The organism is Kaistia adipata DSM 17808 (assembly GCF_000423225.1).
Lineage (GTDB): Bacteria > Pseudomonadota > Alphaproteobacteria > Rhizobiales > Kaistiaceae > Kaistia > Kaistia adipata.
Genome location: NZ_AUHO01000010.1, coordinates 145,593 through 162,628, shown reverse-complemented (window position 1 = coordinate 162,628; position 17,036 = coordinate 145,593). Strand labels below are relative to the sequence as shown.

Below are 17,036 nucleotides of genomic sequence, written 5' to 3'. Positions count from 1 at the left end.
TTCATGCCCAAACTTCAGGAGAAATCGATGAACCCGCTGCTGATGACGCCGGAGACGATGCGGATCGCAGGACATCGCGGCCATAGTGCCGGAGCGCCGGAGAACACGCTCGCCGCGTTCCGCAGGGCGCGCGAGCTTGGCGGAGCCGGCGTGACCTGCGAGACGGATCTCGCGCTGACCCGCGACGGCGAGCTCATCCTCCTGCACGACGAGACCGTGGATCGCACCACGGACGGCCATGGCCTCGTCCGCAACCTGTCCTACTCGGAAATCGCGGCGCTCGACGCCGGCCGCTGGTTCGACGCCCGGTTCGCAGGCGAGCGGGTGCCGCGGCTGCGGGACGCGCTGCAACTCGGGCGGGAGCTCGGCATCCTCTATCAGGTCGAGCTCAAGCGGTATGATCTCGACGACGTGATCTTCCCCAAGCTGCGCGCCTTGATCGACGAACTGGGCTGCGCCGACCTCCTGCAGTTCTCGTCCTTCGATTTCGTCCAGCTCAAGGCGCTGAAGGCGGCGATCCCCGAGGTGCCCACCGTCGGACTGTCCCATTCGCGGCTGATCGACCCCGCGGCGCTGGCGCGGCAGGCGGACCTGGATGCCATCAACCTGGAGATCCAGCACTTCCCCCGTGGCGAGGCCCGGCAGCTCCACGACGGCGGCTTCGCGGCCTTCCTGCATGTTCCGCGACCGGAGCGGCTGGCGGCCCTCAAGTCCTATGGCATCGACGTCGAGGCCATGGTGGTCGAATGGGTCCGGCAGGGTCAGCTGGATCAGCTCATCAGCGACGACGTCGCGCAGGTAGTCCGCATCTGGAACGAAGCCCGTGCATGATCTCGACGGGTCGATGGCGCCCCGATGCGCCACGCTGGCGCAGCTCGAGGCCATCGCGCGGCGCGCCGGCGAGATCGCGCTTGGCCATTTCCGGTCCCTGGCCGATGGGGGGGTCGAGAGGAAGGGGCACCTTGATCTCGTCACCAAGGCCGACAGGGAGGTCGAGGCCTTCCTGGTCGCCAGCCTGCGCGAGGCGTTTCCGAACGACGGCGTCTTTGGTGAGGAAGGTGGCGACGTCGCCGGCATCTCCGGCCGGATCTGGGTCATCGACCCGATCGACGGGACGTTCAACTTCGTGCGCGGCGGCCAGAACTGGGCCATCTCGATCGGGCTCTTCGAAGCCGGCCGCCCGGTTCTCGGGGTGATCCACGCCCCGGCGCGCGAGCTGATGCTGAGCGGCGGAGCCAATGTTGAGACACGGCTGAACGACGCCCCCCTGCCGGCTCTTCCCGCCTTCGAGGCCGCGCAGGCCTCCATCGGCATCGGCTTGCATCCATCGGTCGCGACGCCGGACCGCCTGGAGGTGCTGCGCTTCCTGTCCGACGAGCTTCGCTGCACCTTCCGCTGCTGCGGCGCGTCGACCCTCTCCCTGGTCGAGGTCGCCCTCGGCGAGACCGACGGCTATCTGGCCTTGGGCGATGCGTCCTGGGACGTGATGGCGGCGCTGCCGATCCTCGCCAATCTGGGCCTATGCGACACCATCGACTGGGACGGCGCCGATCTGCGCGCGAAACTGCGCTTCGCCTGCGGCAGCAAGGCGTTTCTGGCCAGGGTCCGTCCCCTGCTGGCCCGCGTCGGCGGTGGCTGGACGCCGGCGAGGTCCGCATGACGGAGCCTTCCAGCCCATCCGGCCGGGCCGCGCACGAACTGGCGCCCGCCCAGTTGCGCCATCGGACGGTCGATGGACGGGGCGTCGCCGACATCCGGCTGCTGCAGGTCGAGGATGGCCCGGGCCGGGGGCAGCGGCTGCTCCTGGTCCGCAACGCCGGCGGCATCGGCTTCGAGATCGCGGTCGATCGCGGTTTCGATATCTCCAGCGCGACCTGGCGCGGCATCAACATCGGGTGGAACAGCGCGAACGGCATGCCCTGGCCGCCGAATTCGGTCGATGCGGAGGAAGGGATCGGCTTCTACCGCAATTTTGACGGCTTCCTGGTCACCTGCGGTTTGGATCACATCGGCGGCGCCAGGCGGGACGACGCCGAGCACTATCTGCACAAGCACCGCAAGCAGGTGTTCCATCCCCTGCATGGGCGGATCTCCAGCCAGCGCGCCGGGCTTTCCGGCTATGGCATCGACTGGAACGCCGATGCCCCGGTCATCTGGGCGCAGGGCGTCGTCCGGCAGAGTTCGGTGTTCGGCGAAAACCTCGTCTTGCGGCGCCGCATCGCGGTGGACGTCTTCGGCTGGACGATCCGCATCGACGACTTCGTCGAAAACTGCGGCTTCCGGCCGACGCCGCACGCGATGCTCTACCACGTGAACTTCGGCTATCCGTTCCTCGACGAGACGACCGAGATCTCGGGCGACCTGCGCGGCGAGGCGGTCTCGGCCTTCAACCGGGAGGACAGGCGGCCGAGGGAGGACTTCGTCGACTACTACCAGGACATGGCCGTGGTTTCGCAAACGAAACGGGCCAGCATCGAACTGCGCAACCCGTCCCTTTGCGGCGGGATCGAGGCCCGGCTTTGCTTCCTGCGCGAACAGTTGCCGAGCTTCGGGATCTGGCGCGCCTTCCAGTCCGGGGTCTATGCCCTCGCGCTGGAGCCGGCCCGGCGCTGCGCCGCGGGAGAGCCGGCGGCCGGCCCCGCCGCCGCGCTGGCGCCGGGCGGGGTCGCGCAATACGAGATCGAGCTGACGCTCGGCTCGATGGCCGACCCGTTCCCCGGCCACGGCCATCGCACCGATCGCCCGGCCGAGCGCTCCGACCGGATTGCGCCCCCGAGGCCGTGAGGCGGTCTTCTCCGCCCGACAGCCCGGCCTGATATCGGCCTTCGACACGCGTGCCGAAGGCCGAAGGTGGTTCCGTACGCAACCCGCCGGCTCGCGGACGGCCAAGCCCAACAGCGCGCCGCGCCACTGCGGGGACCTCCTCGAGAATCGCGCTCTCCGGGTTGCACTGCTTGACGAATGCCGCCGCCGGGCGGGCGGGCAGGATGAGGGAAACTGCGGGACGACGCGGCCACGGATGGCCAGCGGGGACACGGCTCGCCTGCGGCGGGCCTAGCGGCCGGTCATCTTCAGCGCCGCTTCCGGCAGGCGCTCTCCCTGGATCTGGATCCGAGCGGCTTCGATCCGGATCCGGTCGAGCTCCGCCGGCGTCAGGACGAGATCGACGCTGCCCAGATTCTCCTCGAGCCGGTGCAGCTTGGTGGTGCCCGGAATCGGGACGATCCACGGCTTCTGCGCCAGGAGCCAGGCCAGCGCCACCTGCGCCGGCGTGCCGCTCCTGGCGTTGGCCACTCGCTGGATCACGTCGACCAGCGCGCGATTCGCCTTGCGGGCCGCCGGCGAGAAGCGCGGCACGGCATTGCGGAAATCGGTCGGATCGAACGTCGTGGTCTCGTCGATCTTGCCGGTGAGGAAGCCGGCGCCGAGCGGGCTGAACGGCACGAAGCCGATGTTCAGCTCCTCCAGCGCCGGCAGCAGCTCGACCTCGGGACCGCGCCAGAACAGCGAGTATTCGCTCTGCACCGCCGTGACCGGCTGGACCGCATGGGCGCGCCGGATGGTGGCCACGCCGGCCTCGGAAAGCCCGAAATGCTTGACCTTGCCCGCGGCGATCAGCTCCTTCACGACGCCAGCCACGTCCTCGATCGGGACCGCCGGGTCGACGCGGTGCTGGTAGAACAGGTCGATGCGATCCGTGCGCAGCCGCTTCAGCGCCGCGTCCGCGACCTGCCGGATGTGGTCGGGGCGGCTGTTGGTGCCCCCGGTGCGCGCTCCGGTGCGCAGATCGATGTCAAAGCCGAACTTGGTGGCGATGACGACCCGGTCGCGGATGGGCTGCAACGCCTCGCCGACGAGGTCCTCATTGGCAAACGGGCCATAGGCTTCCGCCGTATCGAACAGGGTGATGCCACCCTCATGCGCGTGGCGGATGAGCCGGATCATCTCGCCCCTGTCCGCCGCCGGCCCATAGGCCGAGCTCATGCCCATGCAACCGAGGCCGAGCGCGGAGACCTCGAGGTCCCGCAGGAATCTGGTCTTCATGTCCGTTCCTTTCTTCCGGCCGATCCGGACACCGGAACCGGGGGGCGCCGAGGTTCCGCCGGGCCGCGGCGCCGGGGGCCTGCGTCGCTTGAACCTTGTCGGCCGGTCGCTTCCATCGCGGTTTCGTCGGTCGGTCCCGCGTCCCTCGCGAAGGCTGTCCGGTTCCGCCATCGGGCCGGTTCGTCCGAACCGGCCGGGGCGATGCCGCGCCTGCATACGAGGCGAAATTAGCGCTCGCCGCCGCCCCCGTTTAGACGCCATAATCGTCATGCCGCTATAAGCTGGGATTATGAATGGCGCAGGCGAACTTCAACGATCTGGCGGCCTTCGCCGCCGTGGCGCGGGAGCGCAGCTTCACGCGGGCGGCGGCACGGCTCGGCGTGTCGCAACCGGCGCTCAGCCAGACCATACGCCAGCTGGAGGCGCGGCTGGGCCTGCGGCTGCTGACCCGCACCACGCGCAGCGTCGCGCCGACCGAGGCCGGCGAGAGGCTGCTGCAGACGGTGGGCCCGCGTCTCGCCGAGATCGAGGCGGAGCTGGCCTCTCTCAGTGAACTGCGGGACAAGCCCGCCGGCACGGTGCGGATCACGGCCGGCGAGCATCCGGCCCTGTCGATCCTGCAACCCGCCCTGAAGCGCATCTTGCCGGACTTTCCCGATCTGCGGGTGGAGATCATCATCGACTACGGCCTCACCGACATCGTCGCGGCGGGGTTCGACGCCGGCGTGCGCATGGGCGAGCAGGTCGCCAAGGACATGATCGCCATCCGCATCGGCCCCCCTATGCGCATGGCGGTCGTGGGCTCGCCGGACTATTTCCGCCGCATGCCGATGCCGCGGACACCGCAGGACCTGACCATGCACAACTGCATCAACATGCGGCTTCCGACCTATGGCGGCCTGTTCGCCTGGGGCCTCGAGAAGGATGGCCGCGAGGTGAATGTCCGCGTCGAAGGGCAGACGGTGTTCAACAGCCTCGGGATGCGGCTGGCCTCGGCGCTGGACGGGCTCGGGCTGTCCTATCTGCCGGAGGACCAGGCCAGCCCCTATCTGGCGGAGGGCAGGCTCGTTCGCGTGCTCGACGACTGGTGCCCGCATTTTCCGGGCTACCACCTCTACTACCCCAGCCGCCGCCACATCTCGCCCGCCCTCGCCGTCCTGGTCGAGGCGCTGCGCTACCGAGGTCCGGACTAGACGGGGTCGGCACGCGGAACTCGCGCATGCGGCAGCGCCAACTGCCAGAAGGCCTGACTGAGACGTATCGGATGGACCTGACGGAGGTTTGGAAACAAGCTCGTCCAGAATTTTGCCGTCACTCGAAATAAAAAGCTCGTGCCGGGATAGATTGGCCCCTGCCACCTTCAAGGCATCAGCCGCCTAAGTATTGCCGCCTCCTCAAAACGACCGGCACGACAGACTTGAGTTTTGCAATGCGTTGCGGGAGGAGATTTGGCTATCTGGAGCCAAGTCCCTCGATGGTCTGTTCAATATTCTCGCGTTATCGATGCAAGTTGCGGAACCCGAAGGAAGGGACTAAATCCTTACAGGAAAGAGAAACTGCGTTCATGGAATCGATCATGGGCGTCTTTATTAAGAAGCAGCTATGGTAGCGAAGCGCGCGCGAACGACGCTGTCGCAAATTGCGACGGCAGCCAACGTCTCGGTCACAACCGCATCCAATGTCGCGAATGGCCGGCTCGAGTTGATGTCCGCCGCAACGCGCGAACGCGTCGAAACGATCATGCGCGATCTCAACTATCGTCCGAATGAGGGCGCGCGCAGTCTCCGCCTGTCGCAAAGGCGTTCGATCGGGCTGATCATCGTCGATGATTCCCCCCGCTTCCTCGCCGACCCGATGAACACCAACATACTGGCGGGCTTTTCCAACTATCTGAGTGTCAACGGCTTTGCGCTGCTGCTGTGTGGCATTCATCACGCCACGATCGATGATGCGCACCTGCTGCGACGGGACCAGACCGACGCCCTTTGCGTCATCCCGTCCGGTTCGGCGACAGAACGACGGCGACTGTACCGGCGACTGAAGGAGACGGAGCAGCCCATCCTGATCTTCCAGGATGACCGCCCGAGCTTCCTTCCCGATGCGCTCTCCGTCCGCCAGAACGACCGGCTGGCCGGCGAACGCATCGCCGAGCGGGTGATCCAGCGGGGCGCACGGCACCTGGTTCTGCTGGTTCCTTCGCAGCACTGGCCGGCCGTGACAGAGCGACAACTCGGCATCGACCACGTCGTGCAAGCCTCGGGCCCCGACGTGCGATTCGAGACGGTGGTCTGCGGCAGCGAGAGTGTCGCCGACACGCAGACCGCGATCAGCCGCTATGTCGACCGCGAGGGCCTGCCGGACGTTTTCATGGGCGGCAACGATCAGATGGGCATCGCCGCGTTGACCTGGGCACTCGACCGCCACCTGTCGGTCCCTGCCGATGTCCGGGTGACCGGCTTCAACGGCTTCGAGTTCACGCAATATGTCCGCCCACGACTGACAACCGTCACGTCACCGGCCTATGAGATGGGCAAGCAAGGCGCGGCGCTCCTGCTGAAGCGTCTCGCGCGCGGGCAGTTCGACGAGCGCCAGCTGGTGCTCGACGTCGAGCTCCAGCCGGGCGACTCCGACTAGTCGGGCCGGGCCCATGCATCACGACGTTGGCAGCATTTCCCTGAGGAAAGCGTCCAACACATTCTGGGTGATACGGGATGTATCGCTGTCATAGCCAGACTGCGACAGCGTCGAACTCCAGCTGATCGAACCAGCAGCGAAGACGGCGCCCCCCCTCGGCCCGGGCGTATAGGCGATATCGGCTCGAATGCCCGACGCCTTGTGCGAGCCACCCGACCACGGGTTGAGCGAATTGAAGTCCTCGATCGCTCCCTGATAGGCGTCGGTGAAACGATCCGTTGAGGCGAGGACAACGGTGTGCGCCGGCGTGCCGTGCCTGGGATCGGTCCGATCGACCTCGAAACCGGCGGCACCGTGCCCCAGAACCAGGGCGGGTCCCGCGCCGACGATTTCCTGCTCCACTCCCTTGAAGATCCACGACCATGCCGGATCGAAGCTTCGCGGCGAGCGCCGGAACGGCGCGCCGCGATCGAAGCCCTGCCCGGAAAAACCGATACCGACGCGGGAATGCGGCGAACGTCCGCGGTCCCGCCACAGGCCACCGCGCTCGTGGGTGACGCTGAGGGTTTCCTCGCCGATCGCTCCGGTCGACGTCCGCGTGCCGCCATAGCGTCGGATTTCAATCACGTCGGGAGCATCCTCGGCGACGCCCGTGACCCAGTAGAACCCGTTGCCGCCGAGATAGGCGAGGCGGCCGCCGCCATCGAGCCAGCTGTCGCGTCCGTCCAGCATTCGGGCCGTCCAATATTCCGGATGCGACCCCGTGACGACGGCCCGATAGGGTGCCAGAAGGGCCGCCCCCTCCTCATGCAGCAGATCATCCGTAAGGATATCGAAGTCGTATCCCTTGACCGTGAGCCAGTCGATCAGATGCAGGTCGGCGGCGAACTGATGCGGCGCATCAAAGGTCCTGCAGCGCGCCTTGGGGCGAAAATCCATCACCGGCCGGCGGCGCGACCCGTACTGAATGCCGCTGCCATCCCGGTGCAGGTCATAGGTGCTCTTCAGGCCGTTGGCGGCGACATAGGCATAGGCTTCAGGCGAAATCGCCATGTCCTGGCGAGGCGCCAGTTGCACGGTGTCGGACACGTCGAGCGACTCGTTGGCATAGGCGAGATAGCTCATCGTCGGCATCAGCACGGCCAGCTTCGCCTGCAGCCCCGAGCGCGAAGGCGCGACGAAGAACGGCAGATGGTCCTCCGCCCCGCCCGTCCTCAGCCGCAGGGCGTAAACACCGGAAGCGAGATCATCCGGCACGCGAAAGCGATGGGACTCCGGCCAGCCGACATCGGCGACATCGTCGTCATGAAAGTGAATGGCGTCATGAGTTTCCGGCGTCGGAGCCGTCGAGTCCGCCCTGCCGGGCCAGCCGGGGCCGGTCATGGTGCGCGCCGGCCGGTTCTCGGTCCTGCCATGTCGTCCCCCACCGCTGACATCGACGATGGAGGCCGTTCCCGCAGCGACTGAGAAGTCCCATGCCGCCAAGACGGGCGCCTCTTTCCCTGCAGGCGCTGGGCCGACGATGCAGGGGCGCGCCAGCTTGCCATTGAAGACGCCATGCGGGGTGGGACCATGCTCCGTCGTTTCGACCCAGCCGGCAGCAAACAGCAACGAAGCATTTCCTGGCCGGAATCGGGACGAAAGCGGCGCCGCCACTCGATCCGGCTCCGCGTGCGACGGCTGCCATCGACGCGACGCGATTTCAAGGGAGAGCCGTCTGGCCGCCACCTCGACTGAAAGCCGAAGCTGGTACCACTCGCCGACGGTCAAGCGCTGGCCACTGCGCAACGCCGGCGCATCGCCGTGCCGGCACTCCACGAAGCCATCCGGCATCAGATACAGGCCGAGCCCAGCCCCGACAGACGGTGCGTGGAGAGCCAGCATCCCCTGATCCTCCGGACCCGGAAGGGTCGGGCAAACCCAGAACGACAGGGTGAAGCTCTCGACCCCGTCGAGCAGCCCTGCGAGATCGACGACACCGTAGGAGCCCTTGCGGATCACTTGCTCCCTGCCGGCATGGCCCCCATCGAGATCGGAGCGAATGGGCTGCTCCTTGAACCCCGGCCCTTTCGGATTCTCGTCACCGTGAATGAGCCGAACGAGTTGCGCCTCATAGCGGGTGGATCGGCAATGGATGTGAAACGTGATCTCCTCGCCGGGGCGCACGGTCCAGCGATTGCTATAGCCAGTGAGTTCCATCGGGGTTTCCGTCATTCGGCGCGCATCAGCAGGCGCATGGCGAGCAACGTCACCAGGAAGCTGGCCAGCATGATGACTGCGCTCAGGGCATAGATCAGCGAGACTTGCGAACTGTGGGCCGAAGATGCGGTCCAGATATAGTAGGGCAGCGTGGTGACGCCGCCGCGCGCATAGAGCGTGCGCGGCAACTCATTGAACGAGAGCAGGAAGCTGAAAAACGCAGATGCCGAGATGCCGGGCAGCATCAGCGGCAGTTCGACATCGACAAACTGACGGTAACGGCTCGCGCCGAGATCCTTTGCGGCCTCAAGGAGACGGCGGTCGAACCGGACCGCGACGAGCAGGATGCACAGCAGCGCGAAGGGAAGCGCCCAGATGAAATGGACGAGCACAACCGACCAGAAGCCGGTCCGGATTCCCAGCAGGCCGCGATAGAAGATCAGCACCGCGATCCCGACCAGGATCCCCGGCATGACGAGGACCGAGAGATATGCGGCGAGGATTCCGCCACGCCGCTCGATGACGGGCAACGCCCTGCCGATCAGAAGGGCGACGGACGTCGCGGCGGTGGACACGATCAGGCCGATCGCAACGCTGGTGCCGAGCGGGCCGATCCACTTGGCGTTGTTGCCCTCGAAGAGCGAGGCATACCATTCGAGCGTCAGAGGCCAGGGAATGCCCGAAAGCGGCTGGGTGCTGAACGAGAGCAGCGCCAGGCCGACGATCGGAATGTAGAGCAATGCCATGGCAATCGCGCCGAACACGATCGAGACGGCGACGGTTTTGCGCGTAAACAGCCCGGCCGGATTGTGTCTCACGCCTGCATCCCCCGGAACACATCGCCATTGATCCCGTTGCGGCGAAGGAGGGCGAGCACGGCGGCGCCAAGCGCCAGGATGATCAGAACGAGCAGGCTCGCGAGTGCCGCCGCGCCGGCGAAGTTCATGGCGCGGATCAGATCGTCGAAGCTCTCCGCAAGCAGGGCGACCCGGCCTCCCCCGAGCAGCGCCGACACGACATTGTCGCCCAGCATCGGGATCGCCGTGAACAGGATCCCCGCTGCGATGCCCGGCGCCGCCAGCGGAACGACGACAAGCCAGAGCGTCTGCCATGCGCTTCCCCCGAGATCCCGGCTGGCCTTGATCAGTTCGTCGTCGATCAGCGAGATCGAGATAAAGAGCGGCCAGACCATCGAGGGGAAATAGGGGCCGATGAGGCCGAGATGAATGGCGAACTGAGAAAACAGAAGCCAGTCGAGCGGCGTATCCACGAGGCCCGACGACATCAGGACGGAGTTGACGAGGCCCTCCCGCCCGAGGATCGATCGCCAGACGATGGTTCGCGCGGCCGGACTGAGGAAGAACGGCACCACGAGCAGGACCAGGATGATGGATTTCGTCCAGCCCGCCCGCAAGCCCTTGGCGAGCCAGAGCGCGAAGGGAAAGGCCAGCACGAACTCGATCAGCGTGACCAGCGCCACGATGCGGAGCGTCCGGAGGATGATCTCGATGCGGAAACCGACAAGGATATCCGAATAGGCCTGAAGCGATGGGGTCCAGATGAACCCGATGCCCCGCCCCCTCAGAAAGGCAATGACCAGCAGCGACAGGATGGGCAGCAGCACCCCGATCGCCCAAAGCCCGGTCACGAGCCGGATCGCCGCGCCTTCCAGAGAAAAGCGTATGGTGCGCGTCGCTGGCGGCGCCACGCCGCCGCGATCGCTCGTCGCCGATACCAGGCTCATTCTGTCTCCATCGCCAAGGGGGTGACGGAACCACCCAAGCGGTTCCGTCACCGCGATCAGGCGTTGCGGAAGCGCGCCATTTCGGAATCATGCGCCGCGAGGTCGTCCGGCGCGCCGCCGATCCAGTAGTTCGGGTTGGAGAATTTCGTTTCTACCTTCACGATATTGGCCTGCACCTGGGCGATCTTCTCCGGCGCCCAGTTCTGCGCCTTGGCGAATTCAAGCCCGAGATCCATGCGCGATCCGGTGTAGCCGCGCAGGATCGCCAGTTCGGCCGCATAGGAACCGCCGATGAACCAGTCCAGCGCGCGATAGATCTCTTCGACGTTCTCGCGCTCGACCGCCTGGACCGGCATGAAGGTCGAATGCATCCAGTTGATGTGGAAGTCGCTGCAGGTCGCATATTCGACGTCGAGCCCCTTGGCGCGGACCTCCTTGACGGCAGGCTCCCAGCAGCGCTGGACCACGACCTCGCCATTGACGAAATTCGCGACCTGCTCGTCATAGGTCTTCCAGAGTGAGCGGAACTGGCCCGCCTTCTTGCGCTCGATCAGGAAGTTCGTCGCCGTCTGGCACTCGCTTGCTGTCATGTTGGCCGGGTCGGCGATCTCGGCGAGGCCGCGGTTCTTCAGGTACATGCCACCGATCATCAGGGCGATCATGTCGCCGTCGATCGCGGTCTTGCCGAGCGTCTGCTCGCTGTTGAGTAGAAGATCCCAGGTCAGCTTTTCCGGCGGACGCGGCAGACCGAGCTTCTCGGGGAAATAGCCGAAGCTGTCGGCGTTGTAATAGAGCGGCACACTCCAGTCCTTGCCGTCGCCGGCATAGAGCACCGGACTGCGCTTCACGGTTTCCGGAATGCCGGCGTAGTTCTTGAGCTTGCTCGTATCGAGCTGGGCGACCTGCTCCTGCTTCACCAGCGGCTTCTGCACGCCGGCCAGCGTGTTGATCAGGTCGAAGCGCTCGCCTGCGCCATTGACCAGGATCTCGTTGTAGAGAGCACCCACGTCGTCAACGTTGAAGGGCGTGAACTCCATCTTGAGCCCGGTTTCCTTCTCGAACAGGCTCCAGTCCTGAAGGGCGACCGTCGGCCCGCCCATCATCCGGATCGTCCCCGGCGTGGCGGCCTGCGCCCGCCCCATGCCGCCAAGCGCGAGCGTGGGCGCGGCGAGCGCGCCGGTACCGGCGACGAGTCCCTTCAGGACCGTGCGACGGCTCGGAGTACAGTGGTTCGCATTCTTCATGGCCATGTGAATTCCCCTGCTCTTCTCTCATGGAAGCTATGAAGGTTTCAGCTCAGGCTAGTTTTCCCCGATCGACCACGCCGACAATGCAGTGCTCGGGCGAGAAACTGAGATCCGCGTGCTTGGGCGCCCGCTGATCCGCATCGCCCAGGCGGGCGACGAGGCTGCCGACGGCGCTCCGATAGGTCACATCGCTGAAGCGCCCCTTGTAGATCGGCGCGCCATCGGTTCCGCGGAGGGTGTTGGCCGCGCCCCCGCCGGCGCCGACATGGACATGCTCGGCCCGGATCGCCACGAAGACGGCATCACCCGGGCCCATGCGGGCAACGTCGCCGACCGCGCGGCCGACGATGATCTGATCGCCGACCCGCACTTCGGCCCGGCGGCCCGACATCGCGGCAAGCGTGCCGCGCAGGACATTCTCGACCCCCATGAAACGGGCGGCGAACTCCGTCTCCGGACTGCCAAACAGATCCCGTGGCGTGCCGACCTGCTCGATCGCGCCCGACCGCATCAGGACGATGCGATCGCTCATGGTGATCGCCTCTTCCTGGCTATGAGTGACGAGAATGAAGGTGCCGCCCGTCTTGCGCCGGAGCTCGATCAGTTCGAGCTGCATGTCGAGGCGAAGCCGCTCGTCGAGCGCTCCCAAGGGCTCGTCCAGCAGCAACACGTCTGGCCCCATGACGAGCGATCGGGCCAGCGCCACGCGCTGGCGTTCGCCGCCGCTGAGCTGATGAATGCGCCGTTCGTATTTCCCCTCCAGCCGCACCAGCGCCAGAGCCTCTTCGGCGCGCTGGCGTCGCAAGTCCTGCGGCACTTTCCGCAATCTCAAGCTGTATTCGACATTTTGGCCGACGGTCATGTGCGGAAACAGCGCGAAATGCTGGAACACCGTCGAGACGTTGCGCAGGTTGGCGGGCAGTTTCCTGATGTCGTGACCGTCAAGCCGCATCTGACCGACGGAGTCCGGCTCCTCCAGCCCGGCGATGACGCGCAGAAGCGTCGACTTGCCGGAGCCGCTCGGGCCCAGCAGCGTCAGGAACTCACCCCTGGCGACATCCAGCGAGATCCCGCGAAGGGCCGGGTTGCCGGCATAGCTGTGACGAATATTGGCAAGCTCGAGGATCGGCTCGGAGTGCGGGTCAGCCTTTGCTTCCGGTAACTGCTGCATCAGCGGCCCACCTGCCCTGACCTTCAGGCTGCGCCGCATCGAGCGTGTCATTGCAGCGGCAACCGAAGACGCCTCTTAAACGTTACAGTCAATACAAACGAGGATGAATTCCCTTGTCAAGCCACCCTGACGCAACAGTCATTGACTACAGTCAAAGACAATCAAATTGCAGCAATATCGATAATTCGGCACCCCAATCGACAACAACTTGCCCTCGCTGGACCGACTTGACTCGGCAGCAACGTCAACTGTAACGTTTTATAAAATGCCACGGGAGGATGATTGTGGTCGCATCTGCAGAGCTTCTGCGTACGCTCTATACCGCCGTGCTTTCCGACGTCATGGACGAGATGGGCTATCCAAACCAGGCCTGTCGACCCTTCATGCGACCGCTCGACGAGACGACATCCTTCGTCGGCCGCGCCCGCACCGGCCTCTATTCGAATGCCTACTCGGTGCTCGAGGGTGAAAACCCGTACGAACTGGAAATCCGCCTGATCGATGACCTGAAACCCGGCGACGTTCCGGTCTTCGCCTGCGGCGGCCCCACGCACCGCATGGCGCCATGGGGCGAGCTGCTGACGACGGCGGCCATGGCGCGCGGCGCCGTCGCATGCGTCACGGATGGTCTTGTGCGCGACGTGCGTCACATTCGGGCGCTGAAGTTCCCCGTGTTCCATGGCGGCATCGGTCCCCTCGACAGCAAGGGGCGCTGCCGCATGATCGAGATGGACCGCACGATCGAATGCGGCGGCGTCATGATCTCGGCGGGCGACACGATCTTTGGCGATGTCGACGGGGTCGTCGTCATCCCGCAAGCCATCGCCGACGAGGTCTTCAGGCGCGCGCTCGACAAGGCCGCGCGAGAGACGCACACGCGCGACGAACTGCGGGCCGGACGCCTCCTGATTGAAGTCTACGAAAAATACGGCGTCCTTTGATGACCACTGTGCTCGACACGCACCAGGACCAGGAAGCACGCTCCCCGGAGGGAGCCGATATCGATGTCTGACCGAGCCGCCAGCCCCCTCGCCGCCTCGATCTTCGACCTCTCGGGAGAGGTCGCCTTCGTTTCGGGCGCCTCGAGCGGGCTGGGGCGCCGGTTTGCGACGGTTCTGGCGGCGAACGGAGCCCGGGTCGCCCTGGCAGGGCGGCGAGAGGCAGAGCTCGAGAAGACGGCGGATAGCATCCGTGCGATCGGCGGTACAGCCGTCGTCCTGCCATTCGACCTGCTCGACAGGGAGGCGGTCCCGCCAGTCTTCGATGCGGCCGAGGCGGCGCTCGGCCCCGTCTCCGTACTCATCAACAATGCCGGCATCGCCGGCCCGGGCGGCACGGCGGACCTGGACTTCTACCGCTGGCGCGCAATCCTCGCCGTCGATCTCGACGCGCTCTTCGTCATGGCGCAGGAGGGCGCAAGTCGGATGCGAGAACGCGGCGGCTCCATCATCAACGTATCGTCGATCCTCGGCCTCAAGCCGGCGCGCGGCGATGCGGCCTACGCCGTCGCCAAGGCAGGCGTCGCCCAGCTATCCGGCGTCATGGCGCTCGAATACGCCGCGTCCGGCATCCGTGTGAATACCCTGGCCCCGGGCTATGTCGTCACCGGCATGAACAGCGCCTTCTTCGCGAGCGAGGCCAGCCGCGCCATCACCGATCGCATTCCGCTCGGACGCGTCGGCCAGGTCGACGATCTGGACGGCGCGATCCTCTACCTGGCCTCCCGCGCTTCCCGCTTCGTGACCGGCTCCGTGCTCGTCGTCGACGGAGGCCATGTCCTCTCCATGTGAATTCTCCCCGCCGAACCACCCGTCAGCCCCATCGGAGCACGCAGGCGATGATCGAGACCAGTTCCCGCGATGCCGCCATCACGGCATCCGGCAAGGCGAGGGCCGCGTCCCATCGGAGCGGTCAATCGGACCGCCTGCGCTTTGCCGTCGATACCGGCGGCACCTTCACGGACCTGATCGTCGCCGATGCCGCCGGCACGCTCCGCATGCACAAGGCCGCCACCACCCCGTCCGATCCGGTCAAGGGCGTGATCGATGTCATGCGGGTTGCCGCGGATGCGGCCGGGCAGCCGCTTTCAGAGTATCTCGAGCGCGGCGAGATCCTCGTCCACGGCACGACCCATGCCATCAACGCGATCATCACCGGACGCACCGCGAAGACGGCGTTTCTCACGACCAAGGGACACCCCGACACCCTCGTCTTCCGCGAGGGCGGACGCCAGGACTCCTTCAACTTCACGGTGCCCTACCCGGCCCCGTTCATCTCCAAGGCACTGACCTTCGAACTCGAAGAGCGCATCATGGCGGATGGCACCGTTCGCGATCCGCTCGACGAGGCACGCGCCGTCACCCTGCTGGAGCAGGTCGCGGCATCCGGCGCGGAGTCGATCGCCGTGTGCCTGTTGTGGTCGATCGTCAACCCCGCGCATGAGCTTGCCTTCGGCCGGCTGATCGAGCGCCATTTGCCGGCGATGCCCTACACGCTGTCGCACCAGATCAACCCGTCGATCCGCGAATACCGACGCGCCATGTCGACCGCGCTGGATGCGTCGCTGAAACCGATCATGGGCAGATACATGAACGGCCTGGACGGGCGGCTGCGCGAAGCCGGGTTTCATGGACGCCTGCTCGTCGTCACGTCGCAGGGCGGCGTGATGGACGCGATCGACGTGGCGCGCGCGCCGGTACACCTGATCAACTCCGGGCCCAGCATGGCGCCGGTCGGCGCCAAGGCCTACAACCCAGGTGGCGGCGCCGGCACGCTGATCGTCGGCGACACGGGGGGCACGACCTTCGACGTCTCGCTCGTCCGCAATGGCCGCATCCCCCGCACGCGCGAGACCTGGCTCGGCAAGCCGCTCTCCAGCCACATGACCGGCATGCCCTCCGTCGACACCAAGAGCATCGGCGCCGGCGGAGGCTCGATCGCCTGGGTCGACGCCGGCGGGCTGCTGCATGTCGGACCGATCAGCGCCGGTGCCGTCCCCGGCCCCGCCGCCTATGGACGTGGCGGCACGCGCCCGACCGTCACCGACGCGGCGATCGCGCTCGGCCATATCGATCCCGCCCATTTTCTGGGCGGCCGCATGCAGCTCGACCGCGCCGCCGCCGAAGCAGCCATCCGGCGCGAGGTCGCCGACCCGCTCGGACAAACCGTCGAGATCGCCGCGGCCGCGATCCTCGAACTCGCCACCGAGCACATGGTCCAGGCGATCCTCGACATCACCGTCAACCAGGGCATCGACCCGACCGAAGCAGCCTTCGTCGCGGGCGGTGGCGCCGCCGGGCTGAACTGTGTCGCGATCGGCCGCCGGCTCGGCTGCGAAACCGTCTTCGTTCCGGAAACCGGTGCTGCCCTGGCGGCCTCGGGCGCCCTGATCTCCGACCTCGCTGCGCATCATCAGGCGATGTTCCACGCGACCAGCGCCGACTTCGACATCGACGGCGTCAACGCGATCCTCGACGAACTGGAGGCGCGCTGCCGCGCCTTTCAGGAGAAGACGGGTCCGGATGCCGAGTTCGTCGGCATCGACTGGACGACGGAGGCTCGCTATCCGGACCAGGCCTGGGAAATCGAGGTGCCGCTTCGCCGGAGCCGCTTCGGCAGCGACCAGGATGTCGAAGAACTGGTCTCGGACTTTCATCGTACGCATGAGGAAATCTTCGCGATCAGCGATCCGGGTTCCCCGATCGAGACGATCGGATGGAATGCCACCATACGCTGCCGCATCGGCTCGCCCCTGCCGGGCCGGATCGAAGCGGGTGACACGGGCGCTGCACTGGCCAGCCGCCCCGTCTATTTCGCCGCGACGGGATGGGTCGACGCCGAAGTCCACCGCTTCGAGGCCTTGCCCGTCGATCTCGAGATCGAAGGTCCGGCGATCGTTGAATCCAGTTTTACGTCGGTCGTCGTCGATCCGGGCGCCAGCGCTCGGCGGGATGCTACGGGCACGCTCATCATCATCGTGCGCTCCTAGGAGGCAGGA

The 17,036-nt window shown here is 66.3% G+C and carries 14 protein-coding genes; 8 read left to right on the top strand and 6 right to left on the bottom strand.

From position 1 onward, the window contains the following. The first annotated feature begins 27 nt into the window (after window positions 1-27). The 3 genes from G539_RS0109610 to G539_RS24275 are packed head-to-tail and all read left to right on the top strand — an operon-like array spanning window position 28 to window position 2,784. Window positions 28-831: a glycerophosphodiester phosphodiesterase gene (locus tag G539_RS0109610; RefSeq protein WP_029075009.1), complete on the top strand. Its 804-nt coding sequence runs from the start codon at window positions 28-30 to the stop codon at window positions 829-831. Beyond that, a complete protein-coding gene (locus G539_RS0109605; protein WP_342665061.1) occupies window positions 824-1,660 on the top strand; it encodes an inositol monophosphatase family protein in 837 nt (278 codons plus the stop codon). Before G539_RS0109610 ends, G539_RS0109605 begins: the two co-directional genes overlap by 8 nt. Next, a complete protein-coding gene (locus G539_RS24275) occupies window positions 1,657-2,784 on the top strand; it encodes an aldose 1-epimerase family protein (protein WP_169516630.1) in 1,128 nt (375 codons plus the stop codon). The genes G539_RS0109605 and G539_RS24275 overlap by 4 nt, the downstream gene beginning before the upstream one ends. A 270-nt stretch (window positions 2,785-3,054) precedes the next feature. On the opposite strand, the gene G539_RS0109595 is transcribed toward G539_RS24275, so the two are convergent. Next, window positions 3,055-4,044 carry an aldo/keto reductase gene (locus G539_RS0109595; RefSeq protein WP_029075007.1) on the bottom strand — a complete coding sequence of 330 codons (990 nt, stop codon included), beginning with the start codon at window positions 4,042-4,044 and terminating at the stop codon, window positions 3,055-3,057. Between the two features lie 293 nt (window positions 4,045-4,337). Here G539_RS0109595 and G539_RS0109590 point away from each other — a divergent pair, with 293 nt between their 5' ends. Together G539_RS0109590 and G539_RS0109585 are read left to right on the top strand one after the other, a co-directional pair. Further along, window positions 4,338-5,237 carry a LysR family transcriptional regulator gene (locus G539_RS0109590; RefSeq protein WP_029075006.1) on the top strand — a complete coding sequence of 300 codons (900 nt, stop codon included), beginning with the start codon at window positions 4,338-4,340 and terminating at the stop codon, window positions 5,235-5,237. A gap of 409 nt (window positions 5,238-5,646) precedes the next feature. Further along, window positions 5,647-6,678, top strand: coding sequence for a LacI family DNA-binding transcriptional regulator (locus tag G539_RS0109585; RefSeq protein ID WP_029075005.1), 1,032 nt, complete (start codon window positions 5,647-5,649; stop codon window positions 6,676-6,678). 18 nt (window positions 6,679-6,696) lie between these two features. Here the strand turns inward: G539_RS0109585 and G539_RS27025 are convergent, their stop codons facing one another. The 5 genes from G539_RS27025 to G539_RS24270 are packed head-to-tail and all read right to left on the bottom strand — an operon-like array spanning window position 6,697 to window position 13,078. Further along, a complete protein-coding gene (locus G539_RS27025) occupies window positions 6,697-8,877 on the bottom strand; it encodes a N,N-dimethylformamidase beta subunit family domain-containing protein (protein WP_156911919.1) in 2,181 nt (726 codons plus the stop codon). A gap of 11 nt (window positions 8,878-8,888) precedes the next feature. Further along, window positions 8,889-9,695 carry an ABC transporter permease gene (locus G539_RS0109575; protein ID WP_029075003.1) on the bottom strand — a complete coding sequence of 269 codons (807 nt, stop codon included), beginning with the start codon at window positions 9,693-9,695 and terminating at the stop codon, window positions 8,889-8,891. Beyond that, window positions 9,692-10,621, bottom strand: coding sequence for an ABC transporter permease (locus tag G539_RS0109570; protein WP_029075002.1), 930 nt, complete (start codon window positions 10,619-10,621; stop codon window positions 9,692-9,694). The genes G539_RS0109575 and G539_RS0109570 overlap by 4 nt, the downstream gene beginning before the upstream one ends. Window positions 10,622-10,677: 56 nt before the next feature. After that, window positions 10,678-11,871, bottom strand: a complete 1,194-nt coding sequence (locus tag G539_RS0109565) for an ABC transporter substrate-binding protein (RefSeq protein ID WP_029075001.1) — start codon at window positions 11,869-11,871, stop codon at window positions 10,678-10,680. 46 nt (window positions 11,872-11,917) lie between these two features. Beyond that, on the bottom strand, window positions 11,918-13,078 hold the full coding sequence (locus G539_RS24270; protein ID WP_169516629.1) for an ABC transporter ATP-binding protein: 1,161 nt from the start codon (window positions 13,076-13,078) through the stop codon (window positions 11,918-11,920). 239 nt (window positions 13,079-13,317) lie between these two features. Here G539_RS24270 and G539_RS0109555 point away from each other — a divergent pair, with 239 nt between their 5' ends. The 3 genes from G539_RS0109555 (at window position 13,318) to G539_RS0109545 (ending at window position 17,027) form a co-directional block, all read left to right on the top strand. Beyond that, entirely contained in the window at window positions 13,318-13,980 is a 663-nt protein-coding gene (locus tag G539_RS0109555) for an RraA family protein (RefSeq protein ID WP_035830915.1), read from the top strand. Window positions 13,981-14,043: 63 nt separating this feature from the next. After that, window positions 14,044-14,829 carry an SDR family NAD(P)-dependent oxidoreductase gene (locus G539_RS0109550; RefSeq protein WP_035830913.1) on the top strand — a complete coding sequence of 262 codons (786 nt, stop codon included), beginning with the start codon at window positions 14,044-14,046 and terminating at the stop codon, window positions 14,827-14,829. A gap of 47 nt (window positions 14,830-14,876) precedes the next feature. Then, entirely contained in the window at window positions 14,877-17,027 is a 2,151-nt protein-coding gene (locus G539_RS0109545; protein ID WP_245576847.1) for a hydantoinase/oxoprolinase family protein, read from the top strand. Window positions 17,028-17,036 lie beyond the last annotated feature (9 nt).

Bases quoted from the DNA above. Each gene is read 5' to 3' on its own strand.
- G539_RS0109555 (WP_035830915.1), top strand. From the start codon at position 13,318: ATGATTGTGGTCGCATCTGCAGAGCTTCTGCGTACGCTCTATACCGCC.
- G539_RS0109565 (WP_029075001.1), bottom strand. From the start codon at position 11,871: ATGGCCATGAAGAATGCGAACCACTGTACTCCGAGCCGTCGCACGGTC.
- G539_RS0109570 (WP_029075002.1), bottom strand. From the start codon at position 10,621: ATGAGCCTGGTATCGGCGACGAGCGATCGCGGCGGCGTGGCGCCGCCA.
- G539_RS0109585 (WP_029075005.1), top strand. From the start codon at position 5,647: ATGGTAGCGAAGCGCGCGCGAACGACGCTGTCGCAAATTGCGACGGCA.
- G539_RS0109550 (WP_035830913.1), top strand. From the start codon at position 14,044: ATGTCTGACCGAGCCGCCAGCCCCCTCGCCGCCTCGATCTTCGACCTC.
- G539_RS0109610 (WP_029075009.1), top strand. From the start codon at position 28: ATGAACCCGCTGCTGATGACGCCGGAGACGATGCGGATCGCAGGACAT.
- G539_RS27025 (WP_156911919.1), bottom strand. From the start codon at position 8,877: ATGGAACTCACTGGCTATAGCAATCGCTGGACCGTGCGCCCCGGCGAG.
- G539_RS24270 (WP_169516629.1), bottom strand. From the start codon at position 13,078: ATGCGGCGCAGCCTGAAGGTCAGGGCAGGTGGGCCGCTGATGCAGCAG.
- G539_RS0109590 (WP_029075006.1), top strand. From the start codon at position 4,338: ATGGCGCAGGCGAACTTCAACGATCTGGCGGCCTTCGCCGCCGTGGCG.
- G539_RS0109545 (WP_245576847.1), top strand. From the start codon at position 14,877: ATGATCGAGACCAGTTCCCGCGATGCCGCCATCACGGCATCCGGCAAG.
- G539_RS0109595 (WP_029075007.1), bottom strand. From the start codon at position 4,044: ATGAAGACCAGATTCCTGCGGGACCTCGAGGTCTCCGCGCTCGGCCTC.
- G539_RS24275 (WP_169516630.1), top strand. From the start codon at position 1,657: ATGACGGAGCCTTCCAGCCCATCCGGCCGGGCCGCGCACGAACTGGCG.